Genomic DNA, 14,493 nt, shown 5'->3' with positions numbered 1-14,493 from the left:
GCACCTGGCGGAGCCAGTCCCCTTCAGGACGCGTCCGACTGGTCCGCCTGGCTCAGCCTGTCACCGCAATGACTTCTTCGTAGGTGGTTATCCCCTCCAGCATCTTGCGCACAGCCTGCTCCCTGAGCGTCACCAGGCCATCTTTGCGGGCGACAGACTGCAGCTCGGCCAGGTCGACCCGCTCGCCTATGACGGCCTTGATGGCCTCGTTCACGTCCAAGACCTCGAAGATCCCGGTCCTCCCCTTGTAGCCGGTGCCGCGGCACTCGGCACACCCCTCCCCGGCCCAGACCCGCGCCGACCGCTTCAGCCCCAGGTACTCCAACTCCTCCGCGCTCAACTGGCTCTCCCGCTTGCAGTTGGGGCAGATCCTGCGCAACAGCCTCTGGGCGATGATGCCGATCACGGTCGAGGAGATCAGGAACGAGGGCACTCCCAGGTCGATCAACCGGGTCACCGAGGATGGGGCGTCGTTGGTGTGCAGCGTGGAAAGCACCAGGTGACCGGTGAGGGCGGCCTGCACCGCGTTCTCGGCGGTCTCCTTGTCGCGGATCTCGCCCACCATGATGATGTCCGGATCCTGCCGCAGCACATTTCTCAGCACCTTGTCGAAGGTGACCCCGATGCCGCTTTGCACCCCCACCTGGTTGAACTCCTCCATCACCATCTCGATGGGGTCCTCGACGGTGACGATGTTTACCTCCGGCGAGGAAAGGGTCCGAAGGGACGAATAGAGCGTGGTGGTCTTGCCGCTGCCGGTGGGGCCGGTGACCAGGATGATGCCGTTGGGGCGGCGCAGGAAGGAACTGTAGAGCTGGTACTCGCGCGGGTAAAAGCCGATGCTGTCCAGCTCCTGCATCAGGACGTCGGGATCGAAGATCCTGATCACCACCTTCTCCCCGAAGGCGACCGGCAGGGTGGAGACGCGCAACTCGACCTCGCGCCCGTCGTGGCTGGTCTTGATCCTGCCGTCCTGGGGACGCCGCTTCTCGGCCAGGTCCATGCGGGAGAGCATCTTGATGCGGGAGACGATGGGGGGATGCAGCTGTTTGGGGACCACGTGCACGTTGTGCAGCACCCCGTCCACCCGCAGCCGCACCAGCGTTTTCTCCCGCTTGGGCTCGATGTGGATGTCGCTGGCCCGCTGGTCGAAGGCGTACTGCAGCAGGAAGTCCACGGCCGAAATGATATTGCGGTCGGTCCCCTCGATCTCGTGCCCGCTTTTCAGGCGCACGAATTGCTCCAGGTTGCCCAGGTCCACCGCGGTGGCCACCTCGCTCTCGGCGGCCTGCACCGAGGCGCGGAACCCGAAGAACTCCCTCAGGATCTTGAGGATGTCGTTGCGCGAGGCCAGCACCCGCTGAAACTCCATCCTCTTCACGGCCTTCAGTTCTTCGATCACCTCGTCGTTGAAGGGATCGGCGACGGCGAGCGTAACCACCCCGTCTTCGTACCCCACCGGGACGATCAGGTGCCTCAGCGCAAAGGGACGGGAGATGTGGGCGGTGACCAGGTCGAGGTCGAGCTTCATCGGGTTGATCTTCAGGTAGGGCAGCCCCACCGCGGCGGCGAGCACCTCGGTGATGGCGTCTTCGGTGAGGAGCTTGCCGCCGGAACCGGCGATTTCCAGGTTGAGGGAGGCGATGATCTCGGCGGGGGACGGCTTTTCCGGGGTCTGCTGCAGCCGCCGGCCATACCCCGCCTGCTGGGCGCCCGCCAGCCGGTGGGCCTGCGCCTCCCCCTTAGCCAGCAGTTCGTCGAACTGCCTCTGGTCGATCAGTCCCCGCTGCAGGAGGATCTGGGCCACGTTCTTGATGGTCACCATCTTCTTTTTCTGCATGGCGCAACCTTTTAATGGGAAGAAGTATGCGATTATCGGTGAGAAACATAGTGATGTCAAGGAGGTGCGAGTTTGACAACGGACGCCTCGCCAGTATCATTAAATAGCGCCTATAATGGAGGCGTGCCACTACCGTTTGAAGGAGGAGGGATACCATGTTCGAACTGTTCGAGAAGGCTGTGCTCACGGCGCTCGGTGCGGCCGCGCTTACCCAGAAAAAAGGTGAGGAGCTGATCCAGGAAATGAAGTCCCGCTACAAGATCAGCGAGGAGGAAGGGCGTGCCTTTCTGGACCGGATCCAGGAGATGGCGCGCACCGGGCAGCAAAAGACCGCCGAAGTGGCCGAGGCCGAGGTGAAGAAGGCCTTCGATCGGATGGGCATGGTGTCGCGCGACGACTACGACAGGCTGGAACGGCGCGTGAGGGCTCTGGAGGCGCTTGCCGCCGAAAGCGTCACCTCCCAGCCGGAGGATGAGTGCTTAGGATAGTAAACATAAACCGCAACGTCAGGAGCATCCGGCGCTACCGCCAGATCATCACGGTGCTGGGGGGGTACGGGCTCGGGCACCTGCTGGAGTACCTGAACTTCGGGCAGGTGGTCGATTTCTCGCGCCGGGTCTTCCGCCCCAGGAGCGCCAAGGCCGAGCACCTGACGCCGCCGGAGCGCCTGCGCCTCGCCCTGGAGGAGTTGGGCACCACCTTCATCAAGCTGGGGCAGCTCCTCTCCACCCGCGCCGACATCATCCCCGCCTCCTTCGTCCAGGAACTGGCCCACCTGCAGGACAAGATCCCCTGCCTTCCCTTCGAGGAGATCAAGGCACAGATCGAGCACGAGTTGGGGGTGCCCCTGGGGCAGCGCTTCCTGTACGTCGAACCGGAGGCGATCGCGGGGGCATCCATCGCGCAGGTGCACCGCGCCCGCCTCATCACCGGCGAGGACGTGGTAGTCAAGGTGCGCCGCCCCGGCGTGGTGGAGGCGGTGGAGACCGATATCGACATCCTCATGGGGGTGGCGCTCCTTTTGGAGCGCCACATGGCCAGAAGCGACATCTACGACCCGGTCGGGGTGGTGCGCGAATTCTCCTACACCATCAGGCGCGAGATGGACCTGACCCGCGAGGGGCACGCCATCGAGAAGATCCGGGACAACTTCAAGGGGGACCCCAACCTCTACTTCCCGCGGGTCTACTGGGAGGCGACGGCGAAGGGGGTGCTCACCACCGAGTACGTGGAGGGAATCAAGGTCAGCGACATCTGCGCCATCGAGGCGGCCGGGCTGGACCGGCGCGAGATCGCCCGGCGCGGCGCCCGCGCCTTTTTAAAGATGGTGCTGGAGCACGGCTTCTTCCACGGGGACCCCCACCCGGGCAACGTGCTGATCTTCAAGGACAACGTCATCTGCCTGCTCGACTTCGGCATGGTGGGAAGGCTCGATCCTGCGGTGAAACGCTACCTGACCGACGTCCTGGTGGCGGTGATCAACCGCGACGTGGAGGGGCTCGCCCACATCATCGTGGAAGCGGGCGACGCGGGCGAAACGGTGAACATGCAGGCCCTGAAGAAGGCGCTGGCCGAGTTCATGGACAGCTACCTGGAGATCCCGCTCAAGGAGATCGAGGTGGGGCGCATGCTCCTGGAGTTCATCGACCTGATCTCCACCCACCGCATCAAGGTGCACCCCGACCTGACCATGCTGGTGAAGGTGCTGGTGGTGGTGGAGGGGATGGGGAGAAAGCTCGACCCCGACTTCGACATGGTCGGGCACCTGCGCCCCTTCCTGGAGCGCGAGTTCCGCCAGCAGCACTCCCCGGGACGCCTGTTCCGCGAGGCGGAGCAAGGACTCGAGGGCTACCTTACCCTGGCGCGCAACCTGCCGCGCGACATCAGGGAAATCCTCAACAAGATCAACCGCAACAAGTTCCGCATCGACCTGGAGCACCGCGGCCTGGACCGCTTCTCAAAGGAACTGGATCGCTCCGCCAACAGGCTCTGCCTCTCCCTGATCATCGCCGCGCTCCTGATCGGCTCCTCCATCGCCATGCAGGGCAACCGCGGCCCCATGCTCTGGGGATTCCCCGCCTTCGCCTTTTTCGGCTTCAGCTGCGCCGGCATCGTCGGCGTCTGGTGGATGGTGGCCATCCTCCGCTCCGGCAGACTGTAGCAAAAAAGCCACACCCCCCGTTGCACTGGCACCACAGCGGTAAATTTGCCACACCCCCGCCCAGCCCCTTTCCAGCAGACGATACCGTCTACACACCCGAAGCAGCACGCTTTTTTCCAATGAGAAGTATGCGGCCGCCGTTGGCGCATTATTTGCTTGATAGTAAGCATACTGATTATCAGGAGCAAGCAGATGATATTCCAACAGACTTTGGGCAACAAGGTAACCTTCAGCGGCATCGGCCTGCACACCGGCAAGACGATCACCATTACGCTGCGTCCGGCAGAGCCCGGCACCGGCGTCGTCTTCCACAGGGTTGACCTCACCCCGGCTGTTTCTATCGAAGCGCACGCACAAAACGTGGTCAACACCAGGCTCTCCACCACCATCGGCCGCGGCGATGCAAGCGTCTCCACCATCGAGCACCTCATGGCGGCCCTGTACGGCTGCGGCATCGACAACGCACACGTCGACATCAACGGCCCGGAAGTGCCGATCATGGACGGCAGCGCGGCCCCCTTCGTGGCAGCCATCGTCAAGGCCGGCATCAAGGAGTCCAAGAAGCCGCGCAAATACCTGGTGATCAAGAAGCCGGTTTCCGTGACCGAGGGTGACAAGAAGGCGTCCATCATCCCGTCGCGCCACTACAAGATCTCCTTCGACATGCAGTTCGCCCACCCGGCGGTGAAAAGCCAGTTCCGCTCTTTCGAGTACAGCCAGGCCAGCTTCACCGACGAGTTTGCCGCCGCCCGCACCTTCGGCTTCCTGGCCGAAGTCGAGATGATGAAGTCGCACGGCCTGGCCCTGGGCGGTTCGCTGGACAACGCGGTGGTCATCGGCGACCAGGGCGTAATCAACCCCGAGGGGCTCAGGTTCCAGGACGAGTTCGTGCGCCACAAGATCCTCGACTCCGTGGGCGACCTGTCCCTCGCCGGTCACCGCCTGATCGGGCACGTCAAAGCCACCAAGTCCGGCCACGACCTGAACCACAAGCTGGTCATGGAGCTTCTGAAGCGCCCGGATTGCTACACCCTGATCGAGTTCACCCCGCAGGCGTTCAACACCCCCTTCAACCTCTCCATGCCGGAACTGGCTTGGCTGGAGGCTTAAGAGGCAGATTAAGACTGAGGTTGAGGTTGAGAGAAAAACCAAAGCAGCTCCTCCGGGGGCTGCTTTTTTCGTTGCCACACAGCATGGAAGTGCTTGAAACTGCTCATCCGTTCGTATAGAGTGGCCTGATGCCGATGTCCGACGAAAAAGGGGGGCTCCCCCCGCACATCCAGGGCACTGAGTTGCCCGCCGGAGAGATCAGAAAACGCAAGCGCGAGGCGATCATCGTCTGCGTGTCGCTGCTCTCGATCGTGCTCCTCACCTACCTCGAGCTCCACCTGTCGCGCCTCTCTTCCGAGGTGCCGATGGGGAGCAACATCGTCATCTTCGCCATCATCAACGTCATCATCCTGCTCATCATCCTCCTGGTCTACCTGGTGTTCAGGAACATCACCAAGCTCTTCCTGGAACGACGCAAGAACACCCCCGGCGCGAAGCTGCGTACCAAGCTGGTACTCGCCTTCGTCACCCTGTCGCTGGTGCCGACCATGCTGCTGTTCTTCGTCTCCGCCGGTTTCATCACCAACAGCATCCAGAACTGGTTCAACAAACAGGTGGAGACCTCCCTGAACGAGTCGATGGAGGTGGCGCAGGTCTACTACAAGACATCTGCCACCAACGCGCTCTACTACGGCGGGCAGATCAGCGAAGCCATCAAGGAGAGAAAGCTCCTCAACGAGGAGAACCTGCCCCAGTTGAAGGCCCTGGTGCGCCAGAAGCAAAAGGAATACAACCTGGGCGTGGTGGAGGTCTTCTCCGCGCAGCGCGAGGAACTGTTCCGCGCCGGCAACCCCAAGCTCCCCCTGGGCGAGTTCACCAACCCCTCCTCCGAGGACATCAACGTGGGACTCGCCGGCCAGCAGTTGACCCGGGTCAACGCCATCGGCAAGGCCGACCTGATCCGCGGCATCGTCCCGATCCGGAGCAATTTCAACGGCAACGACGTCGTCGGCGTCATCGTGGTCAACTACTACGTCCCCTACTCCCTGGTCTCCAAGATGCGCGAGATCTCCGCGTCCTACCACGAGTTCCGCCAGCTGAAGATCATGAAGCACCCGATCGCCACCGGCTACATCCTGACCCTGTTCCTGATCACCATGGTGATCGTCTTCCTCGCCGTCTGGTTCGGCGTCTACCTGGCCCGCAGCCTCACCATCCCGATCCAGGAACTGGCCGAGGCGACCCGCCAGGTCGCCGAGGGGAACCTGGACGTGCACTTGGGCGAAGGGGGGGGCGACGAGATCGGCATGCTGATCGCCTCGTTCAACCGGATGACCGAGGACCTGCGCGAGAACCAGCTCGCCCTGCAGCACACCAACGAGGAGTTGCAGAAGAGCAACATGGAACTGGAGCAGCGGCGCCGCTACATGGAGGCGGTGCTGGCTAACGTCACCGCCGGCATCATTTCGGTGGACAAGGGGGGGCTGCTCACCACGGTCAACAAGTCGGCCGAAAAGCTCCTGCTCATCAACAGCGACAAGGTAACCGGCAAGAACTTCCGCGAGGTGCTGCAGGCCGAGCACCTGGACATCGTCAAGGGGCTGTTGCGCGACATGGTGCTCGACAAGCACGACGCCATCGTGCGCCAGGTGACCATCCCGATGCGGGACGGCGAACTCACCCTGCTCACCAACCTCACCGTCCTCAAGGACGAGAACGACGCTTTCATGGGTATGGTGGTGGTGCTGGACGACCTCACCTCGCTGATCAAGGCGCAGAGGATGGCGGCCTGGCGCGAGGTGGCACGCAGAATCGCCCACGAGATCAAGAACCCGCTCACGCCGATCCAGCTCTCGGCGCAGCGGCTGAGAAAGCGCTACCTGTCGCGCTTCGAGGGCGAGGAAGAGGTCTTCGACCAGTGCACCAACATGATCATCAAGTCGGTGGACGAGTTGAAGGGGCTGGTGAACGAGTTCTCCAACTTCGCCCGCATGCCGGCCTCCGTGCCCAAGCCCAACGACCTGAACGACATCCTCAAGGAGGCGCTCACCCTGTACGTGGAGGCGCACCGCCACATCCGCTTCACGTTGAACGCAGACGAGCAGATGCCGGCCATCATGCTGGACCGTGACCAGATCAAGCGCGTGGTGATCAACCTCCTGGACAACGCGGTAGCCGCCATCGAGGGAGAGGGGGAGATCGAGCTGGCCACCCGCTACGACAGCACGCTCAAGATGGCCACCTTCACCGTCTCCGACACCGGACACGGCATCGCCGCGGAGGACCGCCCCCGGCTCTTCGAGCCCTACTTCTCCCGGAAGAAGAGCGGCACCGGCCTGGGCCTTGCCATCGTCAACACCATCATCTCCGACCACCACGGCTTCATCCGTGCCAAGGAGAACCACCCCAAGGGGAGCCGCTTCATCATCGAACTCCCCGCCGACGCTTGAGAAGCAGGTTGAGACTGAGATTAAGATTAAGATAAGCAGGTTCAGCCCGCCGTGTGCTGCACCGGCGCCTGGACCTGCTTCGAGATCCTGCTATGCCGTTTAAAAAAATACGGGCCTGGCTGCTGCCGCTTCTGGCCACCATACTGACCATCGTCGTCCTCGGAGTGAGCCTCCTCCCCCGCCTGCTCGACCTCGACACCTACAAGGCGGACATCCTGGCCCAGGTGAAGAGCTCGCTTAAGCGGGACCTGCAGTACCAGACCGGCGCCTTCACCATGCGGCTTACCCCCGCCTTCACCTTCACCGGCGTCACCATCAAGGAGAAGGACGGCAGCACCGATTTTGCCACCGCGGACCGGCTCACCGTCAAAATTGCCATCCTCCCGCTTTTGCGCCGGGAAATCGTACTCTCCCGGATCGAACTGGACCGCCCGACCCTGCGGTTGTGGCGCGACCGCCAGGGTGTGTTCAACATCTCCGACCTGCTCACCCCCAGCGGCGGCGAGGCCCCGGGGATCCGCGGCGTCGAGCTCAAGAAGGCCCTGATCCATTTCACCGACTACGCCTTCTCCGAGCAGCCGGTGGTTACGGAACTTTCGGACACCGACCTGTTCCTGAGCCGGATCACCCGAGGCAGGGATTGCGACTTCAAGCTCAACGGCCAGCTCGCCTCGGGGCGGAGCAAGGTCCCCATCCACCTCTCCGGTGTGGCGGGCATACCGGCGGCCGGGGTCCCTTTCACCTCGATGGCGGTACACGGCAAGGTGAAGACCGGCCCCATCGATGTCGGCCATTTCTGGCCCTACTACAGCCGCTTCGTCCCCTTTAAAAGCCTCTCGGGCCAGTTGGAGCTCGACGCCAGCATCAAGGGGCACCTGAACGCCTTCAAAGGGAAAACCGAGTTCCGCTTCACCAGGATGAACCTCGACTATCCCCAGGTGTTCCACGCCAGGCTCACGCCGAAGTCCTTCAAGGGCTCCTGTTCGCTGGAACTGACGCAGCGCGACCTCGACATCGACCACGTCAAGGTGGATCTGGACGGTTACAAGGTGAGCGGCAAGGTGAAGCTCTCGGACCTGCACTCCGGTGACCTGCGCATCACCGCCACCGCCAGCAGCAACAGCTTCAACCTGCGCGACTACCACCAGTACATCCCGTACGGCATCATCGTCGACGACACGGCACACTTCATCGAACAGAAGATCACCGGCGGCGTCTATCGGCTGGACCAGGGACGGCTGGACGGGCGGGTGAGCCAGATCCTGCACATGGAGCGGGGACAAAACTACAACATCCTCTACGTGAAGGCGCACGTCGAGGACGGCGTGGTCAATTACGGCTCGGGCATACCGATCTTCACCGGCATCAAGGGGCAGCTGGAACTTGCCGGCAAGGATTTCTTCCTGAAAGGGATGACCGGCAGATTCGGCACCTCGCCGCTCACGCTCGAGGGGCGCATCACCGACTATCCGCTCGATCGCCCGTGCCAGTATCCCTTCACCGCCAAGGTGCAGCCCAGGCAGCCCGAGGTGGTCTGGCTCCTGGGAAAGGGGATCAGCTCCTTCACCACCAACTCCATCCTCAACCTGAAGGGCGAGGGAGGCACCTCCCTCTACAAGCTCTCCGGCGACAGCGACCTCGCCACCGCCGCCTACGGCTTCAAGGATCTGGTAGCCAAACCGGCGGGGCGAACCAACAGCGTCTCCTTCGCAATGGAGTTCGACAAGGAACAGTTCCGGATCACCTCGCTGCACTACCTGCTCCCCCCCGCTGCCCTCTCCGCCACCGCGGCGAGCCGGTACGACGGACCGGTCACCTTCGACATCAAGACCAACCAGTTCCAGAGCACGGAGGTGGGCCAACTGGTCCCCATGGTGAAGAAGTACCACCCCACCGGCCTGGTCCAGCTCCTGCTGCACGCCGCCGGTCCCGACATGGACCGGCTCACCTGGAGCGGCAGCGTGGGGCTCGCCGGCGTGACGCTGAAGCCGGGGGACAAGATCAAGCCGCTGACCGGGGTGAACGGCACCGTGAAGGTGAACGGCGAGACCTTCGAGACTTCGCAACTCCAGGTCAGGCTCGGCAATACCAGCATCAATGGGCGGGGCGTCCTGACCGGAACGCAGAACCCGAGCTGGCAGCTCACCTTCAGCTCGCCCTCGGTCGACCCCGCCGACCTGGGCTTCGCCACCGGCGGCGCACCGGTACGGGTGGAGCGGGTACAGGGGAACCTCACCTACCAAAAGGACAACCTGCAGATCACCTCGCTCTCGGGCTCCCTCGGCAAGTCCTCGCTCCAGGTCAAGGGGAGTGTGAAAGAGCTGCAACAGCATCCGCTGGCGGAACTGGTGGTGGGGGCGTCGTACCTGAACCCGGACGACCTGATGCCGCTTTTCGGGGGACCGGGGGGGGACGGGCAACTGACCGTGAGGGCACACGTCACCGCTACCGAGGGGAAAATAAAGGATTTCCCGTTCCAGCACCTGAGGACCAGCGTTTTCTACGAGAACCACGTGCTGCAATTGCTTCCCTTCGAGTTCAACTCCTTCGAGGGGGAGGTCACCGGGAGGCTGCGCAGCGACCTCACCGCGCCGGCGCGGCACACCCTGTCATGCACCGTGCAGAAGGTTTCGGCAGCGGCGCTCCTGCACTCGCTGGGGGTGAAGAAGCAGGAGGTCACCGGGGCGATATCGCTGCAAGGCGATTTGAACGTGCGCGGGGAGACCGCGGCAGATTTCAAGCGGAGCATCCAGGGTAACGTGAAGCTCAGGATCGAGCGCGGCAGCATCCGGAAGTTCTCCACGCTCTCGAAGATCTTCTCCATCCTCAACGTGTCGCAGCTCTTCAAGGGGCAGCTCCCCGACATGGTCTCGGGCGGGATGCCCTTCAACAAGATCACCGGGGACATCGCCTTCAGCAACGGGGTCGCCACGACCCAGAACCTGTTTGTGGACAGTAACGCCATGAACATCTCGGCGGTAGGCAAGGTGGACCTGGTCAAGGACGAGCTCGACCTGAACGTCGGTGTGCAGCCGCTGCAGACAGTGGACAAGGTGGTGAGCAAGATCCCCATCTTCGGGTGGATCCTGACCGGAAAAGACAAGTCACTGATCACCACCTACTTCGAAGCCAAGGGGCGCATCGAGGATCCGCAGGTGACTGCGGTGCCCGTCAAGTCGCTGGCCAAGGGGGTTTTCAACATCTTCAAGCGGGTCTTCGAGCTTCCGGCGCGCCTGATTACCGACACCGGTGAGGTCATCATCGGGCGTTGAGGCCGTTCGGCGCCCCGCGTATACCAGACTTTTTTTAGTTGTAAAGTCCGTTAGTGTTGTGCTATTTTTCGTAACCGTTGTGATTCCTTAATTTCATCCAACACGGAGGAAACTGTGAAGAAGACTTTGGTTGTATTGTTGGCAATCGTTGCCGTGGCAGCTGCCGGCTGCAAGAAGAAAGATGAAGCTCCGCAGGCACCTGCACAGCAGGCACCGGCTGCAGCCCCCGCATCCCAGATGCCCGCAGCAGCTCCGGGCACCGATCCGCACGCTGGTCTGAAGCCGCAGGAAGTAAAGCCGGGCGCTGGCCACAAAGGCAAGGTCCTCGAGACCATGGACTCCGGCGGGTACACCTACGTCCTGATCGAGGAGAAAGGTGAGAAGCTGTGGGTTGCAGCAATGCAGACCCAGGTGAAAGTCGGCGACACCGTTGAATTCCCGGATTCCCCGCCGATGATCAACTTCCAGAGCAAGACTCTGAAGCGCACCTTCGACAAGATCATCTTCGCACCGGGCCTGGCTGTCAACAAGTAAGCCGCTCCCCGCAGCAAGGATAAAAAAAGGCGCCCCCCGCAAGGGAGGCGCTTTTTTTTATTGTTCATCCGGGAACTGCGACGGGAGGGGACTGGCTCCGCCAGGTGCCTGTCCCCTTTCCTGGTTCCCAAGCTCCAGCTTGGGAACCCCATATGGCGCCAAGCTCCAGCTTTGCATCCAAGGGAAGTTGGAGATTCGGAAGGCTTTGCGTTTCCAAGGTGGACCTTGGGAACGAGATCATGCCCATCCCCCTCTCCCTCCGGGAGAGGGCTGGGGTGAGGGCGCTGCAATAGGCGATGACCCCGCTTCGTGGCACCTCCCACACCCGCCCTTCAGGCACCCTTTTTATCGCTTCGTAGGCTTTTGCGCACGCCCGGCTTTCCCACCGGCCTTGCCGACGCCCCCCGCCTGCGCGGCGCCCTCGAGGGCGGCCTCGTCACACGGGTCGAGCTCCAGCGCCCGCTGGTAGTGGCGCGCCGCTGCGGCACGGTCCCCCTGCGCCAGGGCCAACTCCCCCAGGGCCACGAAGGCGGGCAGGTGGTTGGGCACGAGCTGCGCCAGCTTCTGGTAGGAACGCGTGGCGCCGGCCAGGTCGCCGACGCGCTCCTGCACCCCCGCCATCTGCAGCCATCCCCAGGGGTTGTCCGGTTCCTGCCGCGTCATGCCGCGGCAGAGCCTGACGGCTCCCTCCCAGTCCCCCTCCTGCTCCAGCGCTTCAGCCTGCAGCAATTCGGTCACGAAGCTGTAGCCCACCAGTTGCCGCTGCGCCGCGAAATCGGCCCGGGTGAAGCGGGCCTTCTCCCCCGCCTTTTGCAGCGCCTTCAACATCGACTGGCGCGAGCGCTCCACGAACGGGTCGCGGCGTACCAGGAACCCTTCCCCTTCCTTTTTCTCGAACAGGTCCGCCGGCACCTCGTGCCGCCGCACGGCGCCATACAGCAGTTCGGTTCCCGGGTAGTACACCAGGGGCGAGACCTGTCCGTCCTGGGGACGGATCCTCTCGATGAGGCGCACGGTCTGCTGCAGATCCTGGTCCCCTTCGCCGGGGATGCCGGTGATCAGGTAGACCGAGAGATTGATCCCCACCTTGCGCGCCGCTGCCGCCGCACGCTCCACGTCCGCAGGCAGGATCTTCTTCCCGAGCGCCTTGAGCATCTCCGGAGAGCCGGACTCGACCCCGAACTGGATGCACTCGCACCCGGCGCGCTTCATCGCGACCAGCATCTCCTCGTCCACCGCATTGACGCGGGACTGGCAGTTCCACAGGATGTGCAGCCGCTGCTCCTCGATCAGGCGGCAGATCTCCAGGACCCGGGTGCGATTGGCGGTAAAGGTGTCGTCGCGGAAGGAGAAGTAGATAAGGCCGTAGCGTTCCTTCAACAGGCGCAGCTCCTCCACCACCGAGGCGGGGGAGCGGAAACGGACGCCGCGCCCCCAGAACAGCGGAGACGAGCAGAACAGGCAGCTGGCAGGGCAGCCGCGTGAGGTGATCACGAACTCGAGTTGGCGGCGCAGATCGACGCCGATGGTCTCGCCCGGGTCCTCACCCGGCAGTGGGAGCCGGTCCAGGTCCGCTACTGCGCCCCGCGGGGCTCCCGGCACGATCTCTTTCCCTTCCCGGCAGGCAACACCGGCTACCTGGGCCAAGGGGCGCCCCTCCGCACGCGCCTGCACCAGCTCCAGCAGGGTCTGCTCCCCTTCCCCCAGCACGATGGCATCCACCTCGCTATGCCGCTCCAGTTGCTCCTGCCAGGAGTGGGTCGCGTGCGGACCGCCCAGGACGACGCAGCAGGCGGGGGCGTTTTCCTTGGCAAGCGATGCCAGACGGATCGATTCCGACCGATTATGGGTGAACTGGGAGATGCCGACCAAGTCGGGAGAGAGCCGCTGCAGCAGCTCGCGGCACTGCGCCCACGAGGAACGGGAGAGGTTGGCCAGGGTGACCCGGTGTCCCGCCTGCCTGAGCACCGCGTTCAGCGAGAGCAGGCCGACCGGTAACAGCGAGGTGAAGGGGTCCTTGGCACCTTGGGGGTGACACTTGTACGCCAGGAGAATCTTCATGCGGAGCCCATAAAAAAATCCGGCCCGAGGGCCGGATTCGTTGACGATAGGTGGGGAAGGGGGCCTAGTTGCTGGTCAGGCCGTCCTCTTCCATCGAGTTTTCCGAGTTGTCCTCCTCGACACCGAGGATCAGGTCGTCGAGCTTGAAGACATCCGGGTTGACCTTGGCGATGCGCTTGGCACCCAGGAAGCGCGAACGGTAATAGGAGGTGTTCAGCGAGGAGATCACCACCCTGCGGTCACGCGAGGAGGCGTGGATCATCTTGTTGTTGCCGAGGTAGATGCCGACGTGGGAAGGGTAGGAGGCATAGGTGGCGAAAAAGATCAGGTCGCCCCTCTGCAGGTCGCCCGGCGCCACGGCGTTGCCGACTTCGAACTGCTCGCGCGCGGTGCGCGGCAGGGAGACTTCCAGTTCCTTGAAGACGTGCTGTACGAAGCTGGAACAGTCGATACCGGAGCGCGAGCTGCCGCCGAAGCGGTAGCGGGTCCCGAGGAAACCATAGGCGGATTTCTTCAGCTCCTTGATGCTGTCTGCCTTGAGCTCGGTGTTCTTGGAAAGATCGACCTGGTGCTCCGGCTCGAGCGAGGCAAGTTCCTGGATGCTCTGTTCGTAATCCTTCTCATTGAAGAGATCGGGGTGACGCAACTGCAGCTTCTTGGTAACCTTGACCTTCGGCTCGTCCGCGGGCTCGCTTTCCTTAAGTACCAGCACCTTCCCCGCCTTAACCCTGCTGCCACTGAGGCCGTTCAGCCTCTTCAGCTCGGCGACCGAAACACCGGTCTTCTTGGCGATACGGGAAAGGGTCTCGCTCTTCTTGACCTTGTACACCTTGGTGTCGGCGGCGGCCGACGCGCTCTTCCCCTCGGAAACGGAACGGGGCGGAATGACCAGGAGCACGCGCGGCTTGACGCTGTTGCCGACCAGGTTGTTGGCAGCCTTCAGCTCTTCGACGGTGACGTTATATTTTTTGGCGAGTGAGTATAAGGTTTCGTGCTTTTTGACACGATGGGTCTTTGCGGCGAAGGCGAGCGAAGGTATGGAGAGCATGACGATGCACAGGGTAAAGAGCTTCAGGCTTTTTATCATGAGTCCTCCTTCATTGTTTTAGAAAAAAAAGCGGGTGC

Annotated in this window: 9 protein-coding genes; 6 read left to right on the top strand and 3 right to left on the bottom strand. The window is 62.8% G+C overall.

Going from position 1 to position 14,493, the window contains the following annotated elements:
• Nucleotides 1-52: 52 nt before the first annotated feature.
• On the bottom strand, nucleotides 53-1,840 hold the full coding sequence (locus JFN91_RS17245) for a GspE/PulE family protein (protein ID WP_199390432.1): 1,788 nt from the start codon (nucleotides 1,838-1,840) through the stop codon (nucleotides 53-55).
• Nucleotides 1,841-1,995: 155 nt separating this feature from the next.
• Here JFN91_RS17245 and JFN91_RS17240 point away from each other — a divergent pair, with 155 nt between their 5' ends.
• From JFN91_RS17240 to JFN91_RS17215, 6 genes are all read left to right on the top strand, one after another.
• Nucleotides 1,996-2,328, top strand: coding sequence for a phasin family protein (locus JFN91_RS17240; protein WP_199390431.1), 333 nt, complete (start codon nucleotides 1,996-1,998; stop codon nucleotides 2,326-2,328).
• Entirely contained in the window at nucleotides 2,316-4,001 is a 1,686-nt protein-coding gene (locus JFN91_RS17235; protein WP_199390430.1) for an ABC1 kinase family protein, read from the top strand. Before JFN91_RS17240 ends, JFN91_RS17235 begins: the two co-directional genes overlap by 13 nt.
• 192 nt (nucleotides 4,002-4,193) lie before the next feature.
• On the top strand, nucleotides 4,194-5,111 hold the full coding sequence (lpxC, locus tag JFN91_RS17230) for a UDP-3-O-acyl-N-acetylglucosamine deacetylase (RefSeq protein ID WP_199390429.1): 918 nt from the start codon (nucleotides 4,194-4,196) through the stop codon (nucleotides 5,109-5,111).
• A gap of 128 nt (nucleotides 5,112-5,239) precedes the next feature.
• The gene (locus JFN91_RS17225; protein WP_199390428.1) at nucleotides 5,240-7,501 is read left to right on the top strand and encodes a sensor histidine kinase; all 2,262 of its coding nucleotides are present in this window, start codon (nucleotides 5,240-5,242) and stop codon (nucleotides 7,499-7,501) included.
• A gap of 92 nt (nucleotides 7,502-7,593) precedes the next feature.
• The gene (locus JFN91_RS17220) at nucleotides 7,594-10,773 is read left to right on the top strand and encodes a DUF3971 domain-containing protein (RefSeq protein ID WP_199390427.1); all 3,180 of its coding nucleotides are present in this window, start codon (nucleotides 7,594-7,596) and stop codon (nucleotides 10,771-10,773) included.
• A 114-nt stretch (nucleotides 10,774-10,887) separates the two neighbouring features.
• Nucleotides 10,888-11,307: a hypothetical protein gene (locus JFN91_RS17215; protein ID WP_199390426.1), complete on the top strand. Its 420-nt coding sequence runs from the start codon at nucleotides 10,888-10,890 to the stop codon at nucleotides 11,305-11,307.
• A gap of 345 nt (nucleotides 11,308-11,652) precedes the next feature.
• Here the strand turns inward: JFN91_RS17215 and JFN91_RS17210 are convergent, their stop codons facing one another.
• Entirely contained in the window at nucleotides 11,653-13,368 is a 1,716-nt protein-coding gene (locus JFN91_RS17210) for a B12-binding domain-containing radical SAM protein (protein WP_199390425.1), read from the bottom strand.
• Between the two features lie 64 nt (nucleotides 13,369-13,432).
• A complete protein-coding gene (locus tag JFN91_RS17205) occupies nucleotides 13,433-14,455 on the bottom strand; it encodes a C40 family peptidase (protein WP_199390424.1) in 1,023 nt (340 codons plus the stop codon).
• Nucleotides 14,456-14,493: the final 38 nt, after the last annotated feature.

Source organism: Geomonas anaerohicana (assembly GCF_016458305.1).
Taxonomy (GTDB): Bacteria; Desulfobacterota; Desulfuromonadia; order Geobacterales; family Geobacteraceae; genus Geomonas; species Geomonas anaerohicana.
Note: the sequence above shows the minus strand (reverse complement) of the source record. Positions and strands in the feature narration are given on the sequence as shown.

Coding starts and splice junctions, on each gene's coding strand:
- JFN91_RS17220 (WP_199390427.1), top strand. CDS start 7,594: ATGCCGTTTAAAAAAATACGGGCCTGGCTGCTGCCGCTTCTGGCCACC.
- lpxC (WP_199390429.1), top strand. CDS start 4,194: ATGATATTCCAACAGACTTTGGGCAACAAGGTAACCTTCAGCGGCATC.
- JFN91_RS17245 (WP_199390432.1), bottom strand. CDS start 1,840: ATGCAGAAAAAGAAGATGGTGACCATCAAGAACGTGGCCCAGATCCTC.
- JFN91_RS17225 (WP_199390428.1), top strand. CDS start 5,240: ATGCCGATGTCCGACGAAAAAGGGGGGCTCCCCCCGCACATCCAGGGC.
- JFN91_RS17205 (WP_199390424.1), bottom strand. CDS start 14,455: ATGATAAAAAGCCTGAAGCTCTTTACCCTGTGCATCGTCATGCTCTCC.
- JFN91_RS17210 (WP_199390425.1), bottom strand. CDS start 13,368: ATGAAGATTCTCCTGGCGTACAAGTGTCACCCCCAAGGTGCCAAGGAC.
- JFN91_RS17240 (WP_199390431.1), top strand. CDS start 1,996: ATGTTCGAACTGTTCGAGAAGGCTGTGCTCACGGCGCTCGGTGCGGCC.